This window comes from Emticicia sp. W12TSBA100-4, from assembly GCF_040253585.1.
GTDB lineage: Bacteria > Bacteroidota > Bacteroidia > Cytophagales > Spirosomataceae > Emticicia.
In genome coordinates, this window is the sequence record NZ_JBELAU010000007.1 from 40,925 (window position 1) to 58,419 (window position 17,495).

Annotated in this window: 13 protein-coding genes; 5 read left to right on the forward strand and 8 right to left on the reverse strand. The window is 38.4% G+C overall.

The features are described 5' to 3' along the window. Nucleotides 1–18 precede the first annotated feature (18 nt). The 5 genes from ABR854_RS10965 (at nucleotide 19) to ABR854_RS10985 (ending at nucleotide 5,706) form a co-directional block, all read left to right on the forward strand. Complete coding sequence (locus ABR854_RS10965) at nucleotides 19–1,614, forward strand: SusD/RagB family nutrient-binding outer membrane lipoprotein (RefSeq protein ID WP_350265441.1); 1,596 nt, start codon at nucleotides 19–21, stop codon at nucleotides 1,612–1,614. 79 nt (nucleotides 1,615–1,693) lie between these two features. Continuing rightward, complete coding sequence (locus tag ABR854_RS10970) at nucleotides 1,694–2,248, forward strand: phosphonate degradation HD-domain oxygenase (RefSeq protein WP_350265442.1); 555 nt, start codon at nucleotides 1,694–1,696, stop codon at nucleotides 2,246–2,248. Nucleotides 2,249–2,332: 84 nt separating this feature from the next. Next, on the forward strand, nucleotides 2,333–3,850 hold the full coding sequence (locus ABR854_RS10975) for a choice-of-anchor I family protein (protein WP_350265443.1): 1,518 nt from the start codon (nucleotides 2,333–2,335) through the stop codon (nucleotides 3,848–3,850). Between the two features lie 348 nt (nucleotides 3,851–4,198). Continuing rightward, nucleotides 4,199–4,555, forward strand: coding sequence for a DUF2200 domain-containing protein (locus ABR854_RS10980; RefSeq protein WP_350265444.1), 357 nt, complete (start codon nucleotides 4,199–4,201; stop codon nucleotides 4,553–4,555). Nucleotides 4,556–4,959: 404 nt separating this feature from the next. Further along, a complete protein-coding gene (locus ABR854_RS10985) occupies nucleotides 4,960–5,706 on the forward strand; it encodes an NIPSNAP family protein (RefSeq protein WP_350265445.1) in 747 nt (248 codons plus the stop codon). A gap of 85 nt (nucleotides 5,707–5,791) precedes the next feature. On the opposite strand, the gene ABR854_RS10990 is transcribed toward ABR854_RS10985, so the two are convergent. The 8 genes from ABR854_RS10990 to ABR854_RS11025 form a co-directional block, all read right to left on the reverse strand. After that, nucleotides 5,792–6,367: a hypothetical protein gene (locus ABR854_RS10990; RefSeq protein ID WP_350265446.1), complete on the reverse strand. Its 576-nt coding sequence runs from the start codon at nucleotides 6,365–6,367 to the stop codon at nucleotides 5,792–5,794. Nucleotides 6,368–6,457: 90 nt separating this feature from the next. Then, nucleotides 6,458–6,880, reverse strand: a complete 423-nt coding sequence (locus ABR854_RS10995; protein WP_350265447.1) for a lipocalin family protein — start codon at nucleotides 6,878–6,880, stop codon at nucleotides 6,458–6,460. Nucleotides 6,881–6,900: 20 nt separating this feature from the next. Continuing rightward, a complete protein-coding gene (locus tag ABR854_RS11000; RefSeq protein ID WP_350265448.1) occupies nucleotides 6,901–8,433 on the reverse strand; it encodes a phage tail-like protein in 1,533 nt (510 codons plus the stop codon). A gap of 21 nt (nucleotides 8,434–8,454) precedes the next feature. After that, nucleotides 8,455–10,080, reverse strand: a complete 1,626-nt coding sequence (locus ABR854_RS11005) for an NHL repeat-containing protein (protein WP_350265449.1) — start codon at nucleotides 10,078–10,080, stop codon at nucleotides 8,455–8,457. A gap of 4 nt (nucleotides 10,081–10,084) precedes the next feature. Then, nucleotides 10,085–11,650 carry a phage tail-like protein gene (locus ABR854_RS11010; RefSeq protein WP_350265450.1) on the reverse strand — a complete coding sequence of 522 codons (1,566 nt, stop codon included), beginning with the start codon at nucleotides 11,648–11,650 and terminating at the stop codon, nucleotides 10,085–10,087. A gap of 5 nt (nucleotides 11,651–11,655) precedes the next feature. Next, complete coding sequence (locus ABR854_RS11015; RefSeq protein WP_350265451.1) at nucleotides 11,656–13,146, reverse strand: NHL repeat-containing protein; 1,491 nt, start codon at nucleotides 13,144–13,146, stop codon at nucleotides 11,656–11,658. Further along, nucleotides 13,143–16,019 carry a 3-coathanger stack domain-containing protein gene (locus tag ABR854_RS11020; protein ID WP_350265452.1) on the reverse strand — a complete coding sequence of 959 codons (2,877 nt, stop codon included), beginning with the start codon at nucleotides 16,017–16,019 and terminating at the stop codon, nucleotides 13,143–13,145. Before ABR854_RS11020 ends, ABR854_RS11015 begins: the two co-directional genes overlap by 4 nt. Then, entirely contained in the window at nucleotides 16,016–17,404 is a 1,389-nt protein-coding gene (locus ABR854_RS11025) for a phage tail-like protein (protein ID WP_350265453.1), read from the reverse strand. Before ABR854_RS11025 ends, ABR854_RS11020 begins: the two co-directional genes overlap by 4 nt. Between the last annotated feature and the right edge of the window lie 91 nt (nucleotides 17,405–17,495).

Genomic DNA, 17,495 nt, shown 5'->3' on the forward strand with positions numbered 1-17,495 from the left:
ACATTGACTTTCAAAAAAATGAAGATAAATAAAATATTCGTATCAATTTTCGCAGTAGCAGCCCTGACTTTGGGCAGTTGCGAAAATACTTTCGAGGAACTCGAAAAGAATCCTAATAGTCCAGTAAATGTGCCAGCCTCGTTGGTGCTTCAAGGTGTTGAATCAGATATGTTCAATAACATCGGCCGTCCGTTTAGTGCCGAAATGCGTTGGAATCAGTTTTATTGCTCAAACTATAATTATTACGCAACCAACGAATATACTTGGACATCAGGCTCAAACCACTACAATACGCTCAAAAACGTAATAAAAATGGAAGAGGAAGCCAAGCGTGCAGGTTTGGCCGATGTAAACGGTTACAGTGCTTTAGGTAAGTTTTTCCGTGCGTTTTTCTTTTATGAAATGACAATCCGCATGGGCGATTTGCCAATGAATGAGGCCTTGAAAGGTATCGAAAACATTTCTCCAAAATATGATACTCAAAAAGCGATTTTCGTACAGGTGTTAAAATGGCTCGATGAAGCAAATACCGATATGACAGCATTAATTACGAAAGGTGAAGTTTCAGTAAGTGGAGATTTTTACTTTGGTGGTGATGTACGTAAGTGGCAAAAAGCCGTAAATGCTTACAAATTAAGAGTGTTGATAGCATTGAGCAAAAAAGAAGTTGATGCGGAATTAAACGTTAAAGCAAAGTTCTCAGAAATGTTGGCCAACCCAACGAAGTTTCCATTGTTGAGTAGCATCTCAGAAAGTTTGCAATACACTTACAATAACTTCAATAAATACCCATCAAACCCAGATAATTTTGGTTTTGATGCCACTCGTCAAAATATGTCAAAGGCGTATGTAGAGCCACTTTCTATGATGAATGACCCACGTGTGATGATTACTTGTGAGCCTGCAGGTGCAGAGTTGAAAGCAGGTAAAAAACCATCAGATTACAGTGCGTATGTGGGTGCATCATCTGCTGAAGATTTGACAGATATGAGTGATAAAGCAGGCCGTAACAACGGTGCTGGTTTTGCTCCAGGACTCTATTCGTTCCAAAATCGTTACCGTTATTACCGCAATTATGTTGCTGAAACTACATTTATTGTAGGCTATCCAGAAATGTGTTTCAATATTGCAGAAGCTTATCATTTGGGTTGGGCAGCTGGCGATGCAGAAGCATGGTACAAAAAAGGTATTCAAGCGTCAATGGATTTTTACGGTGTTAAAAATGGTTCAAATACCATGACTTATTCAAGAACTGGTGGCCGTGAAGCAGCAGATTTAGCCACATTTGCGATTGATTTTGATTTCGAGAAATACTATGCTCAAACATCGGTAAAATATGCAGGAAAAACAGTCAAAGGACAAGAACAGATCTTGACTCAAAAATATTTGGCATTCTTCATGAATTCTGGAATGGAAGCATATTTTAACTGGCGTCGTACGGGTTTTCCTAAATTCTACACAGGTGTAGGAAACGGAAACTCGAACCGCATCGCTATCCGTTGGCAATATCCTCTTTCGGAGCGTACAACCAACGCAACTAATTATAAAGCAGCTATCGATAGTCAATTTGCAGGTAAAGATGACATTAACGATATGCTTTGGTTATTAAAGTAAAAATTCAGCATCATAGGTTTAGTTCTCAAAAGCGGGGTTAGTTTTAACTCCGCTTTTCTTTGATTAAATTTTCAAGAAAATGATACAAAATACAATTTTAGAAATTCGCCAACTCTTTGAAAATCAAGGAGATAATGAATATTACGGAGAAAATGTAAGTCAGTACGAACACGCCGCTCAAGCAGCCATACTTGCCAAACGACAAGGCTACGACGAAGAAGTACAGATTGCTGCCTTTTTACACGATATTGGGCATTTATTTACTGCTCAAACAGAAGAAGAATTAATGGAGGTTTACGGTCGAAAAGACCACGAATCAGTAGCAGCTGACTGGCTACGTGAACGAGGTTTTAGCGAAAAAATAGCTATTTTAGTCGAAAATCACGTCAATGCCAAGCGATACTTGACTTATATTGACGAAGATTATTATGAAGCACTTTCAGAAGCGAGTAAGCAAACCTTGATGTTTCAAGGAGGAAGAATGACTGAAAAAGAAGCCAAAAGCTTTGAACAAAACCCTTATTTTGAGCTTATTATAAAAATGCGTCGCTGGGACGAAGCCGCTAAAATTGAAAATATGAAGTTGCCCGAATTAGACCATTTCTTGACTCTCATTCAATCTTCATTCTCATAAAAAATAGATTTACAATTTGGTTATTGTGGCTTAATATTACGCTAATACACCACCTCTACTTTTGCAGAAAAATAACCAAATTAAATGAAGAAAATTATCCTTTTGGCAGCAACCATTGCTGCTACCTTATTGAGTTGTGATAAAGAAGAAGTACCAGCTTTAGAATTTACGGTAAACGAAGACATCAGTTCTTACACAGAAATTGCATCACTCAATTTAGGTGGGGTAGGGGCTGCCGAAATTACGACTTTTGACCCTCTTACAAAGCGTTTATTTGCTGTAAATAATGGAACAACAGCTAACAAAATTGACGTTATTGATTTTGCTAATCCCGCCCAAATTTCAGTCATTCACTCAATTAGCATGGCACCTTATGGTGGTTATGTGAATAGTGTTTCGGCGTATAATGGAAAAGTGGCGGCGGCTATCGAATCGCTTGATAAACAAGCTACTGGTAAAATTGTAGTTTTCAATGCTTCGACCTATGCCGAAGAAAAAGTAATTACAGTGGGGGCTTTGCCTGATATGGTTACTTATAGCCCTGATGGAAAATACATACTTTCGGCCAATGAAGGTGAGCCAAATGCTACTTATACCAATGACCCCGAAGGTTCGGTTTCGATTATTGATGTTGCAAATAATTACGCAGTAAAAACTGTTAATTTTTCAACTTTTACGAGTCAGTTAGCTGATTTAACAAGTAAAGGTTTCAGAGTTTTTGGCCCAAACAAAGATTTTGTAAAAGATATTGAGCCAGAATATATTACAGTTTCAGATGACTCCAAAACTGCTTGGGTAACTCTCCAAGAAAATAACGCTATCGCCGAAATCAATATTTCAACAGGAACAATTACCAAAATTTCGCCACTTGGTTTTAAAGATTATTCGGTAGCAGGCAATGCAATTGACATCAGCGATAGAGATAATGCAGTTGGTGTTTTCAATACTTGGAAAACTTTTGGTGTTTATATGCCAGATGCTATTGCTTACACAAACTATAATGGAACACCGTATTTATTGACAGCCAATGAAGGTGATGCCCGTGAATATACTGCCTTTGCAGAAGTAAAACGTGTTGGTTCACTCAAGTTAGATGAAACTGCTTTCCCTAACGCAACAATATTAAAAGGTGATACCCAAATGGGAAGGCTAAACGTAACAAGTACGCTTGGAGACAAAGATAGTGATGGCGATTATGATGCACTTTACAGTTTTGGAGCCAGGTCATTTTCGGTATGGAATGCAACTTCGGGGCAACTTGTTTTCGATAGCAAAAACGAATTGGATATCAAAGCAAAAGAGCTTGGTGTTTATGACGATACTCGTAGTGATGATAAATCAGTAGAACCAGAAGCGATTACTATTGGTCGAGTAGGTTCAAAAATCGTAGCTTATGTAGGTCTTGAGAGAGTTGATGCCGTGGCTGTTTATGATATTACAAACCCGACTGCTCCAGTTTTTGTGAAAATGATTAAAACTGGCGATGCTCCTGAAGGAGTGTTGTTTATTTCGGCCTCAAAAAGCCCAATTCAACAAAGTTTGATAGTGGTTAGTAGCGAAGGAGATGGTTTAGTAAAAGTTTATAAAGCAACGAAGTTATAAAATAATTACTGAGAGAAAACCATATTCCTTTATTGCTTAGGCTTCTTAAAGAAAAATCTAACAGACGAATGATATAAAGATTTAATAAAATTTCATTCTGCAATATTTTGTGGAGTTACTAAGCTCAGAAGCTCCAATGTGGCACATCCAGCTCTTTATAAAGCATGGATGTGCCATATTTATTTTATACAACAAATATAGTCGAACAAAACTGATAATTTCATTTAGTAAACTCCACATTTCATCACATTTTTGAGTACTTATACAACATTTCTAAAATTTGTGTAATTTCAAGGCATAGTTTTGTTAAAGAATTATGAAAAATCTATTTACCCAATTACCAAAATAATGAAAACACATGATGAACGTATCGCTGAAATGACCTTTGCCTCGGTGTATCCGCACTACATTACCAAAGTAGAAAGAAAAGGCAGAACCAAAGAAGAATTACACCAAGTAATAGAATGGCTAACGGGCTTTGATGACAAAAAAATACAAGCCCAAATTGATTCAAAATCTACTTTTGAAACATTTTTTCAGCAAGCAAATCTAAACCCCAATGCACATCTGATTACGGGTTTGATTTGTGGTTATCGAGTAGAAGAAATTGAAAATCCATTGACCCAAAAAGTTCGGTATCTTGATAAAATCGTTGATGAACTGGCGAAGGGTAAAAAGATAGAAAAAATTCTGAGAAACGCTTAGATTTTACCACGGAGAAGCGGTTCGCTACCCGCACAGAGTTTCACAGAGATAATCTGTTTAAAATGTTGCTCAATTATGTCTTCTGAGGAATTTTTAAAAAAAATAGCACGCTCGCAAATAAGCTAACAGCTTTATTATTAGCTATTTATTTAGCCGTTTTGGGTAATGTAGCAAAAAATAGTTGGTATTGATGTGAAACACCCAAAAGATTACTCTAAAAGTTTACCTAATCAGCAATCGGAGGGCTTATTGATTGAAAATAATAAATTCTATAGAATTCTACATGATGGAGAAAAAAAGGAAATATGAATTTGTCAGTAACTAAAAAAAATTAATAAAATCAATAAAGCTATGGTTCTAAGAAATACCTTTGTGAAGTATAATTCAACCCTTCAATTAAAACAATGAAAAAATTACTTCTATTGGTGGCCCTTATGAGTATCGGCAATTTGGTATTTGCACAAAAGCAAGATAATCGTTATTTTGAAATGCGTATTTATTATTGCGAACCAGGCCGCCTTCCGAATCTATTAACTCGTTTCAGAGACCATACTACCAAGATTTTTGAAAAACATGGCATGACAAATATCGGCTATTGGGTGCCTATTCAAAATGATAAAAACGCTTTGTACTATGTATTGGCTTACCCAAGCAAAGAAGCCCGTGATGCTTCGTGGAAGGCTTTCAGTGCCGACCCAGAGTGGAAAAAAGTAGCAGAAGAATCGCAAAGAGATGGCAAGATTGTAGCCAAAGTTGAGTCAATTTTCATGAATGCGACTGATTTTTCACCAAAAATCAAAGGAAAAGTAAAAAATCCAGAACGTACATTTGAGTTAAGAATCTATACTGGTACACCAAATAATATTGATAATGTATTGGCTCGTTTCAGAAACCATACTACGAAACTTTTCAAGAAACACGGTATGGAAAACATTGCTTACTGGAAAAGTATTGAGAAAGAAGGTACGCAGGCAAGATTGGTTTACATTTTAGCTCACAAAAGCGAAGCAGCAGGAAAAGCTTCTTTTGATGCTTTCAGAAAAGATGAAAAATGGATAAAAGTCCGTGATGAGTCGGAGAAAAACGGCAAAATTGTAGAAAAAGTTGAGTCGATTTATATGACTCCGACTGATTTCTCGACGATAAAATAATATTTTCGGTATCAAAAAAACAAAAGAGTCGGGCGAATGTCTGACTCTTTTAGTGTTACTACCATGAAAATTAAGACTCTATTCGTTAAACCCGATTCAATGAAACCCTTACTTTTTTGCTCAAAAAAGGCTCCTGATTCTTTAGGTTATTTGGTGTAGTGCTTTTACGAAAAACGATTGTTATGATAAAACTTATTTCATTTTTTTCCCAGAAACCCTCAGTAAAAAGAAACGAATAATGATATGGAGGAGCCTCTTTAACATTGGCCAATAAATGAAAGTCAAATAATTGAAGATTCTTTCTATTCAAAGAGCCTCGCACTTTATATTGTTCTTCTTTATGAAACTTATTTTCAATGCTCAGCAAGCCTTCAAATTTATTAGGTTCGATGTCCTGACGTCTTTTGTAAGGCAAGCCAATACTATAAAAAATGCGTTCAAGTTTTGTATATGGCTCGTATATTTCTAAACTTATTTTTTTCTCAATCTTATCAGGTTCAATAAATTTTCCAGACCATTTGCCTACAAATAAGGGTATGTTTTCATCAGAACTATAAGCCCATGGGTACTCTCTGCTATCTGTTTTATAGTTTACATAATAACTAACGACGCCCACAAGAGCAAACATAGCCAAAACGGTTAGGAATAAACCTAATTTCATATAAATAGCGTAGTCAAGTAAAATATCTTAAATTTAAGCATATTTACAACTTTACGCAATTAAAGTTTTCGCAAAGCGAGCCTATCTCTTCTATATTCGTTCGTATTTTATGACTAATCTTTTGGTTTTATTCAGTCCTTCGGCGGGCGTATAGGTGTGTGTCATTGTCATGGTTTTACCAGAAAAGCTCAGTTCATAGTTCGTATCCGTAGTTGTTTTTCCTACTTTCTGACTAATAAAAAATTTATTGCCCGTTTGCGTCCAACTGGCTTCAATTTTCGGAAAAGACTCGCAGCCTTTCGGTAAAATCATATAGTGTTTTCCACCACTCTCAAAAACATATTTTATATCGGCACTGCATGGAAAAGCAACAGATAAATTCTTTTGCAAATCATCAGTTTTGCCATCGACATACTCCAAAATCGAAGATGTGCGTTTCCAAGTTCCCACAATATTTTGCGAAAAAGCGGGCATAAAACCACAAATAATGAATAATAACAGTAATGCTTTCATAAAATATTCGATTTAAAAGTTCATTCTTCAATTTTCTGTAAAAAAGTATTGGCGTTTCCACTTCCAGAAATAATTACATTTTTATCAAAAAAACCTGTACCTGAAAACGTACCCAATACATTGAGTTTTGTGTTATTTTTCACGACCTTCGAGCCAATATCATCAGCTGTGCTTCCACCATTTTTTACCCATTGAAAAGCACCAGTATTATCATATTTGGCAATAAAATAATCTTTTGTGCCGAAAGGATTAAGCGGTTTTGTGCCGAAAAAAGCAGTTCCAGTATAATAGCCAGTCTGATAAATATTGCCGCTGGCATCGACCAAAACTCCTCTTGCTTCATCGTCCGCTTGACCACCTGCTTTTACGACCCACTGGCTCGCTCCTGCCGAATTAAATTTTGCTATGTAGGCATCTAAATAGCTGTTTGTGGCCGTGGCATTTGTCGTACCGAAAGTAGCAACATCGGCAAAACCTCCAGCCAAGTAGGCATTTCCAGAGCCATCAACCGCCACCGCATTCCCCGTATCGGCGTAGTTTCCGCCACCACGTTTTACCCACGAAACAGTTCCGCTGGTGGTGTGTTTGGCAATAAACGCATCGGAAGTGCCTACAAACGGGGGTGTAATGGCTGTACCAGCATAATTGAACGAACTACTGAAATTGCCTACCACAAAAACATCATTGGCTGAATTGATGGCAATATCTCGGGCGAAGTCTTTGTAAACTCCACCATAGGCATTTACCCATTGAATAGTGCCAGTATTATCATATTTTGCCACAAAAATATCTTCATCGCCTGCTGAGGTGCGAGAGTTACCGCCAAAGCTGGCAGTGCCTCTAAATGAGCCAACAATATATACATTTTGACTCCCATCAAGTGCGATTCCGTAACTATATTCAAAGTTTGAGTCGTTGCTCCCGCCCTTTTGTACCCACTGCAAAACGCCTGTTGAATTAAACTTTGCCACGAAAATATCAGAACCTCCTGCCGAAGTTAGGTTTCCATTTCCAAAATTGACAGTTCCCGAAAAATGACCAGTTACATAAACATTTCCGCTGGCATCGGTTACAATATCGTAAGCCTCATTCCAACTTGTCGTACCGAAAGTTTTTGCCCAAACCAAACAACCTTTTGAGTTGAGTTTGGCAAAATACATATTCAACGAACCCGCAGCTGTTAACGTGGTGTCGCAGAGAGTGATGGTTGTGCCAGAAAATGAACCTGCTATATAAGTAAAATCATTATCGGCCGCCAAACCGTGGGCAAAATGCAGGAAACCACCCGTAATCGGTTGTGAAATAGTAGCTTTAGTAACCGAACTACTTTTGGCGATATCGGAGCATTTCCATTGGCTACCATCATAAAAACTTAGACAATTGGTGCTTAAATTATAGGCCAGCATACCTCTTTGTGGCGATGGAATAGCCGCCAACTGACTACTCGTTAGCTGCGGCACTTGCACATTATTTTGAGCCACGTTGGCAAATTGTGCTTGGGTTTTAATTGTTAGCAACAAGCCCAAGAATATATGTAAGTAGTTGATTTTCATGGTTTTAATTTATTTTTTTGCTCACTCAAAAATCCTCAACAAAAAAATATCTTCACCCGAGGGATTGATATTAGAATAATTATTGGCTTGTAAATACTGCTCGTCAAAAAAGGCAATTCCTCTGAAAAAACCCGTTGCGTAAAGATTCCCAAATCCATCAACGGTAATGGCATTGACACTTTCATCGTATTCTCCTCCCGATTTTTTAAACCATTGTAGTTCTCCGCCCGTGCTGTATTTTGCGTAAAAAATATCTCTGTTATAATTAGGCGTAGGCACAATCATGTAGCCATCTAATGAAGGTGCGAGGGTATAATTGGCTGCTACATAGGCATTTCCACTGGCATCAACGGCAATGCTTCGGCCTTCTTCCTCACCGTTTCCGTTTGTTTGTTTGGCCCATTGTGCCACGCCGGCACTATTAAATTTTGCCACAAAAAAATTGCCGTAATCATTTATATTTGGCGTAAGCGTAATGCCATTACCAAAAGTTGCACCGTAGGCATAAGTACCCGTAATGTACTGATTACCAGCACCATCAAAAGCTATATCATTCACGATATTGGTATAACCAGCCACCGATTGTGTACGAAAAACCGATTGATAAGTACCATTCAAATCATATTTTGCCACAAAACCATCAGTTTGATTATTCCCAGTAATGGTATTTCCACCAAAATCGGCTGGACTTACATACATACCCGTTACATACACAAAACTACCATTTACTGCCACTTCTCGACCTGCATCGTGGCTGTTTCCTCCTGCTCTTCTGGCCCATTGCTCAATTCCCGATGAATTGTATTTAATCAAGAAAATATCATCATAGACATTCGTGTTTGATGAAGCAGATATTAGCGAAAGACTTCCAAAAACGGCAGTCCCTCTAAATGTCCCGCTGGCATAAATATTTCCAGTAGCATCGGTTGCTAATCCAAAACCAAGAGCTTTGTTATCAAATGTATAGGCCGATGCTCCTCCTTTTCTCGCCCATTGTGCAATTCCGTTTGAGTTATATTTTATCAAGAAAAAATTACTCTCTCCAAAAGAGTTTAGCGTATTTACGTTTATGGTAAATGTGCCGATGAAATTTCCAGAAAAATAAACATTTCCAGCATTATCGACTGCAATTGCCATACCTTCGGCACTTTGACTCACACCCAACTTTCGAGTCCAAAGGCGTTGGCCATTTGCATTATATTTAGAAATAAACGTATCGAAGCTGGTAGCTGTAAGCGTGGTATCGCCAATGGTTGCCGACTGATAATATGTACCTGAGAGATACATATTATTGCTGGCATCGGTATAAACTTCGTAGCCTTTTTCATTATTATTACCATTTCCTCCCATTTTTTGAGGCGTAAGAATTGGGGAGTTATTACCTTGAACTTGATTAGTACATTTCCAAGAAAAACCATCGTAGATTTTCAAACAATTAATGGTATTATCAAAAACCGTCATGCCTACTTGTGGCGATGCAATGGCTTTGATTTGGTTAATGGTCATTGACGGGATTTGGATATTTCCTGCACTCCCTGGTGTAATGGTGATGGACTGAGCGAAAGCCCCGAAGCGTCGGTCGCCCCAGCCCCCGATGAGGGAGTTTAGGAAAGCGATTATGGTAAACAATGTTAAGAATTTTTTCATGGTTTTATTCTTTGATTTTGTAGAGATAGAATCCTCTTTGCGAGCCGCTTGTAGAGGTCAATAATGTACCGCCGAAAGAAGCAGACTGCAAGAAATGTCCTGTGGCATAGATTCCACTGGGCGTGTAGACAATACTCAGACATCGGTCGTTATTTGCTCCTCCTCCTTTTGTTATCCAATCAATTTTGCCTTCTGAGTCGTATTTTGCTACAAAAACATCTAATTTGCCGACCGCTGTGAGGTCGTTTGTGCCAAAACTCACGCATTTCTGGAAAGCTCCTGCTACCACACAATTCCCAGAATTATTGGCCGATATATTCAGAAAAATGACGCCCTCTTCATTGGTTCGGCCAGCGTGATTGAGCCACGCCAAAACTCCTGCCGATGAAAATTTGGCGATAAACGCTCCTTTTGCCAAACCGTCGGGGTCTTGGGTGGTATTAGAATAACTATCGACCGATAGAGCTGAACCGCCGTAAGTACCAACCAAATAGACATTTCCCTGATTATCAACGGCTACATCACGACCAATATCATCGCTGTTTCCGCCGATTCGGTTTTGCCACAATACATTTCCATCAGTATCATATTTTACAATAAAAGTATCGTTTTGGAGTATGGCAGTCACATTGTTTGTCGTGGCATTATTGCCAAAATTAGCCGAGCCGTTGGTACTACCCGTTAGATAAAAATTTTCACCCTCAACTTCGAGACTTTCGGGGCGGTCGTTGGCAATTCCACCTGCTCTTTTTGCCCAAATTTCGCTCCCATCAAGTGAGGATAATTTCAAGATAAAAATATCATCTTGCCCAATATGATTTAAGGTAGCAGTATTGAAACCTATCGAAGTCGTATAAATGCCTGTCACGAAAATTATGAGGCCATTGGTAACACCAATTTCTTTTACTTGCACAAAATCAGTATAATCTACTCGCCAACCATAAGTGCCGTTGGCGTTTCGGCGTTGAACACGATTTACGTGTACAATATTATTGGGTGCGGTGGCATATTGCTGAAAATAAGCAAAATAGATATTTCCGTAGGCATCTACTTCTAAATCAATCAAGTTTGCTCCTGCTTCAGAAACTGCCCAAAGTATTGAGCCATCGGGAGATAATTTCAAGATAAAAACCCCCATAGTAGATTGCTGCAAAATTGCGTCATAAGAAGTAAAATTATAGCTCCCGTAGGTGGCTGTCGCCCAAAAATCACCTGCGACATAAATATTTCCAGCAGCATCAGTAGCAAGGCAAATACCAATATCATCATTTGAATTATTACCCATACGTTTTACAGACTGATTACTCGGTGTGATTCCTTTAGTAGAACTCGTACAAATCCATTCGGTGCCGTTAAAATATTTTATACATTTTGCATCAGTATCAAAAACCATCATGCCTTTTTGTGGAGAACCGATTGCCAAAACTTGGTTACTCGTCAGGCTTGGTAAACGCATATCGTTGGGCGTAAACGTAGTCTGTCCAAAAGCCCCGAAGCGTCGGTCGCCCCAGCCACCAATGAAGAAGTTTATTATGATGTTTAATGTCAGATATATCAATAGTTTTTTCATGGCGATTATTCTTTTATTCTCAGTAAAAACATAGAGCTTGGCTGAGAAGTTGTGAGTGTTGTAGAACCAAAAGTGAGGTTTCCTGTGGTAAAACTTCCTGCAATCCAAACCGATTTTTGTGTACCAGCAGCTATTGCATTGAGGGTTGCTTTTGTTTTAGTTGTCCAGATAACCTCATTGGCTTTATTTCTTTTGAGAATAATAGCTTGTGGCAGAATTGGCGGACAAACTTCATTTATCAACGGACAAGGAAGTGCCTTTATATTATACACATTATCATTGGTGAGCATGGTTTGTTGCTCTGAATAATACCCCGAATTAGCAAAACCTTGCTGTGAAGCAACCAAAGAGCCATTGGAGGGATTGATTTTCAGTTCAATTCCATTTCCGAAAGCAATATAATTCTGAGGACTTACGCAGGTATTTGTGCCTACAATAATGTTTTCATTATAATAAAGGTCGTTGGCGTTGAAGCCGACCAAAAGTATCAGATTACCCTCGGCATCAATTCGGTGAAGTGATACATGGGTGATGGCATCGTCAATGCTATTAGCTCTAATGTTCTGAAAAGATTTTATCCATTGAAAAGTGCCATTAGCGGCAATTTTACCCACAAAATGCTTTCTATTAACTGTTGTTAGAACAGCCGTGGGGGCTGTACCATTTGAGAAATCGAAACTTCCATTATAAAAATACCCTGTGAAATAGCAATTATTGGCAGCATCAGCAAATGTGCCATCAATATAAATATCGCCCGCACAGGCATGTTTTACCCAAAGTAGATTTTTGTTGGAATCGTAGGCAAATATTCCATTATTGTTGGGTGGGTTCGTACCATTTGGACAACCGAATGTAATATTATTGATGGTTTGGCTATATCCTTCAATTCTTTTATAGCCGTAAAAATTGCCATTTGGGGCAAAAGTGGGCATAGAAAAAGGCGAATCATTGGCAATATCTCGGTTTCCATTTGCTAAAAATTTATGTCCGCCTACATACACATTTCCAAAATTATCAACCGAAAGTGGGCCATAGCTTGTATTATTTCCTAAATCATTTGCCCAAAGAATTTGTCCATCAGCGTTAAATTTGACCAAGGCAACAAAATACAAAAGCGGATGGGTATTAGTAAATGTTTGACTACCATAAGTAACCGTTCCACGATAAGTTGTTAGCACATACACATTGCCGTTGGCATCGGTTTTCATATCAAAAACATTATCATGATTATTGATATTTCCTCTGAAAAGTGCCATATTTTGGCTTTCAAAATTGGAGTCTTGTGCATTTCCACTTCCCCATTTTGTACCATCAAAGGTGCGTAAGGTTTTGAGTTCGTTATCAAAAACCATCATGCCTTTTTGTGGAGAAACGATAGCATTTATCTGCAAACTTGAAAGGCTCGGAATCTGCAAATTGCTGCTTGAAATTGTGGAGGATTGAGCCACGATTTTCAATACTCCAAGTAAGAAAATAAACACATACTTCAGTTTCATTGCTTTTGTGTTTTAATTCCCAATTTTACTTTATTCTTCTTATCCTGACTATCTATTTTTATGCTTTGTTGAAAGGCTGGAGTAGTAGTTTTGGTAGGCGTTTCAAATTTTTCCACTACTTGTATTTGAGTTTCAGTATCGGCTGATTTTCTCAAAAATTGCTCATCTGCACGGGCATTACCACAGCCAGATACATAAGCATACATGGCACTCCCTTCTTTCACAAAAAAACCATCGCTTAACACTATCTCGTTGCCCGTATTATAGGTAACTTTCGTACCGATACCCCCTTGCGTGGTAGCCGTAGAAATAATTGAACCTGAGGCTTCATAATACTCTTGGCCAACTGTATTGGCATTATGTGTAACTGTCTGAGGGCAAGGTGTGTATAAATCACTTTTCCAAATACCACGACCATACGTTGCTGCAAAAATTTCGTTGTTCGGCACATCAAGCTCAATGTCTGTTACTGCAACATTTGGAAGTTTGTTTCCAAAAAGTGTCCATTGCTGTCCACCAGCATAACTAAATCTGTGAAAAACGCCAATATCAGTTCCGATATAAATCCCCGAGCTTCCACCCGTTTTTAGGGCAATGCAATTTACTGCCACATTGGGAAGATTATTTGTGATATTAGTCCAAGTTGCACCTTTATCACTGCTGAAAAACACTTTTCGGGTGGCATCGTATCCGCCAATTGTTACAAAAACATATCGAGAATTATTTGGGTCGGTAGCTATCGAAGTTATGATATTGTTATTAAAAGGCCCAGTAATATCTTGCTTTGACACTCCCAAATCATTCTCAAAACGAAAAAGTCGCCATGAAGCCCCACTACTGGTTGATGTATTGGTTACGCAATATACGACATTGGTATTTGGCTGATTTAAGGTAGAATAATTGCCCTGTGCCATTGCTGTAATTGGATTGGGAAAACCCGTAACAACTGTTTCATCAAAATCGTCTCCACCATCGGTCGAATAATAGTAGTTTCGGTAACCCACATATACTAAATCAGGTACACTACAATGCTGCACCAAAGGAGTTATCCAAGCCCCTTGTCGATGTTCAATAGGTACGGTTGAGGGTTCACTAAAAGAATTTCCAAAATTTCCAGAATGTAATAAAATTCCATTCTGGAGTGTTGCAACTATTTCGCCACCATTGGCCGCCGCAATGGCATTATCCATACCATCGCCCCCAGCAACTTTTACAAAGCCAGAGTTTGTCCAGCGATGTTGTCCATTGTCTTGTGAGCCAGCATAAACCACTCGCCCACTGTATATTAGCTGGGCTTGATTAACGATACTGATTCTATAAATTTGGGTATTATTGAGATTGGCACTTAAAAAACTCCATGTATTGTTATTCATCGTATAATTAAAAAAGCCACCATCATTCCCACACAAAATATTTCCGTAGCTTCCAAAATTTAAAAAATGAATATCGGCATGTACATAGTTGAAATCATCAAAATCCGCTTTATTATCAGAACGGTTTACCCAGTTGAAACCACCATTCGTAGATTCCCAAACATTTAGACTACCAACAAAAACTCGATTGGCATCTGTTGGCGAAACAGCAATACACAAAGCATAGCTGGCAGTTGAATAATACGAACCCAATGAACCATCGACTTCGTTTCCTAAAATATTTGGAGAATTTGAGCGAAGCTGAAAACTATCAGCCCCATTAGTAGAAGCATAGAGTCCTACAAAACCTGTATTAAAATTAGGTGGTGGAGTTGGTGGGTCATAAGCAGGGTTTGAATTTCCTGCAAGAGCATAAACCAAATTACTATTGGCAGGAGTAACTCCCAGCATTACTCTTTGGCAGGCATCATTGTTAGTTCCATTAGGTATATTGAATCGGTGAATGAATGTTATCCCTCCATCATTACTTCGCCAAATACCATTTGTAGATGAAGCATAGATAGTGTTTCCATCGTTAGGTTTGAATTTCACATCAAACCAAAGCCCACCCCTTATATTTGCAGGAGTAGAAGATGTACTACTATAAAGAGCCGCAGAAACAGTCTGCCAAGCATTTTGGGTCATAAAAATACCATTATTTGACGCCAAAACCATGTGATTAAAGTTTGTAGGGTCGGCAATCAGCTTATACCCTATGCGGCTCGAATCTACTGGAAATCTCATACCTGTTTCACTCCAATTCAAACCTCCATCAGTCGATTTAAGAATTCCTATCGAGTTCCCTCCTCCACTTCCATTTGTACTACCGTTGATTGTTCCGATACCACTACCACCACCCCCGTAGCTTGAACCTGTAAGTATGTAAATCTCACTAATATTATTAGGATTAATTATAATATCGGCAATACCCATTTGCGGAATACCATCGGAGAGGGGTATCCAAGTGTAACCCAAATTAGTGAATTGTCCATACCACACACCTCCTCCTGATGTACCCACAAGTACATTCAGTGTGCCTGGAACCTCAACAACACAATTCACACGTCCCATACCTGCTTGTTCTCCAATGGCAGTAGAATAAGGTACATTAGGCAAATTTTGCCAATTTCCACCAACCGATTCGGCACCTTTTATTCTTGCATTCAGAATATCTGAGCTAACTTTCTCGGCTGCGAGTTTACTCATAGCAACACTATTTAATACATATCCTTTGGTATCCAAATGGCGTTCGGCCCACCATTCCCAGCGTTTATATCTATTATAATCGCCATCTGATTCGCCTTCATCATTTGAATTATTTGCATTTCTGAGTCGTTCTCTCTTTTGGTTTTCAAAAAAACGTTCAGCATCTGCCTTTATCTCGTAAAATTTTCGTTGTTGTTGGGCTTGGCTTACAAACGTTATTAAAAGCAAATGCAAGCCTAATAGTATCTTTTTCATTTACGTTTTAGTGCAATTGGGTTTCCTTTTTCTAACTTTTCGATTCGCTTGTTCTGCTCAATAATATAGAGCGTCAATTCTTCAATCTTCGCCATCATTTTAGATTGCATTACACTCATATCAATGCCCTCTTTTTCGATAATCGACGCCGCAGGTATTTCTGGCAGATGTTTGTGCTTTAATATATATTTTTCAACTTCACCTAATGGTCTAAGTTTGTATTTAGATTCAAATACGTAGTCGGCCCAATTTTGATTACTCACACGTATTTCTCGTGCTTTGATGCTTCCATTCACGGCCAATTTATAGGTTCCAGGGTCAGTTGTTCCTATGCCCACATTTCCATTATCTCTAATAACCATACGAAGAGCATAGTTTGTAGAAAACATCAGATGTTTGGCAGGGTCCCCACCCAAAATTGGTGGCGTTCCGATTTCAAAACCATATAAACCTGCGGGATTAAAAGGATTCTTTGTCCATGCTCTAAAAAAGCCGTATTGGGCGTTTGAGGTACGGTCGTGGAAAATAACTAAACTATTTGTGCCATCAATTTTTACCAATTCTTCACCCGTTGCATAAAGATGAAGTTTGTATTGCGGAGTAAAGTTTGTACCGATGCCCACGTTTCCACCAAAAGGATTTAATACCATACCCGAAACTGCATCAATATTATTAGGACCAGTGTTTCGGGCAAAGGTTTGTATATTGCTCCCATCAAGCTTCATTCTCTGGTTAAGATTCACGTCATTATTTATCAGCGTAAGACCTCCGTCATAAAATGTTGGTCCACTGAAACCATTGTCATAAAACTTGGTAGTAGCACCTTTGGCTCTGATACCGCTTCTAAATTGAGCCTCGCCACTTACATCTAATAAATAATCAGGATTCGATAAACCCACCCCTACGTATTGTCCAATATCGCCGATTATAACATTTGATGATGGTGTGCCTCCTCTTATATAAGTATTTTCTTGAAAAATATTCTCTGGACGATTGAAATGTGAAGTGTATTGTGAACCTCTAATGAATAAAGAACCATCAGTATCCGTGCCATTAATAGCCAATTTGGCAGTAGGAGAAGTAAGACCAATTCCTACATTTCCAGTATTGGTATTTTCAAGATTTATTCCGTTTTCTATCCAACCCACACCCGAGCCAACACCACCAGTTGTTAGGCTTATCCAAGCTGTGCCATTCCAGTATTTCATCACATTCAAATCTTTATCAAACACCACTGTACCTTTAGGCTGGTTGGTGAGGGCATCAATAAATGCAGTAGTAAATTGCGGAACAGCAATACCTTGATTGGGATGAAGCTCAACACTCTGTGCAAATCCTCCAAAACCCATCACAACAATTATAGAGAATAAAATTATTTTTTTCATGGTATAAAAATTTTTGATTTGTGGGTTTAATATTGGCATTTCAAAAGTCCAAAGGCAAAAGATTTCCAAACCGACTAAATTATTAATAATC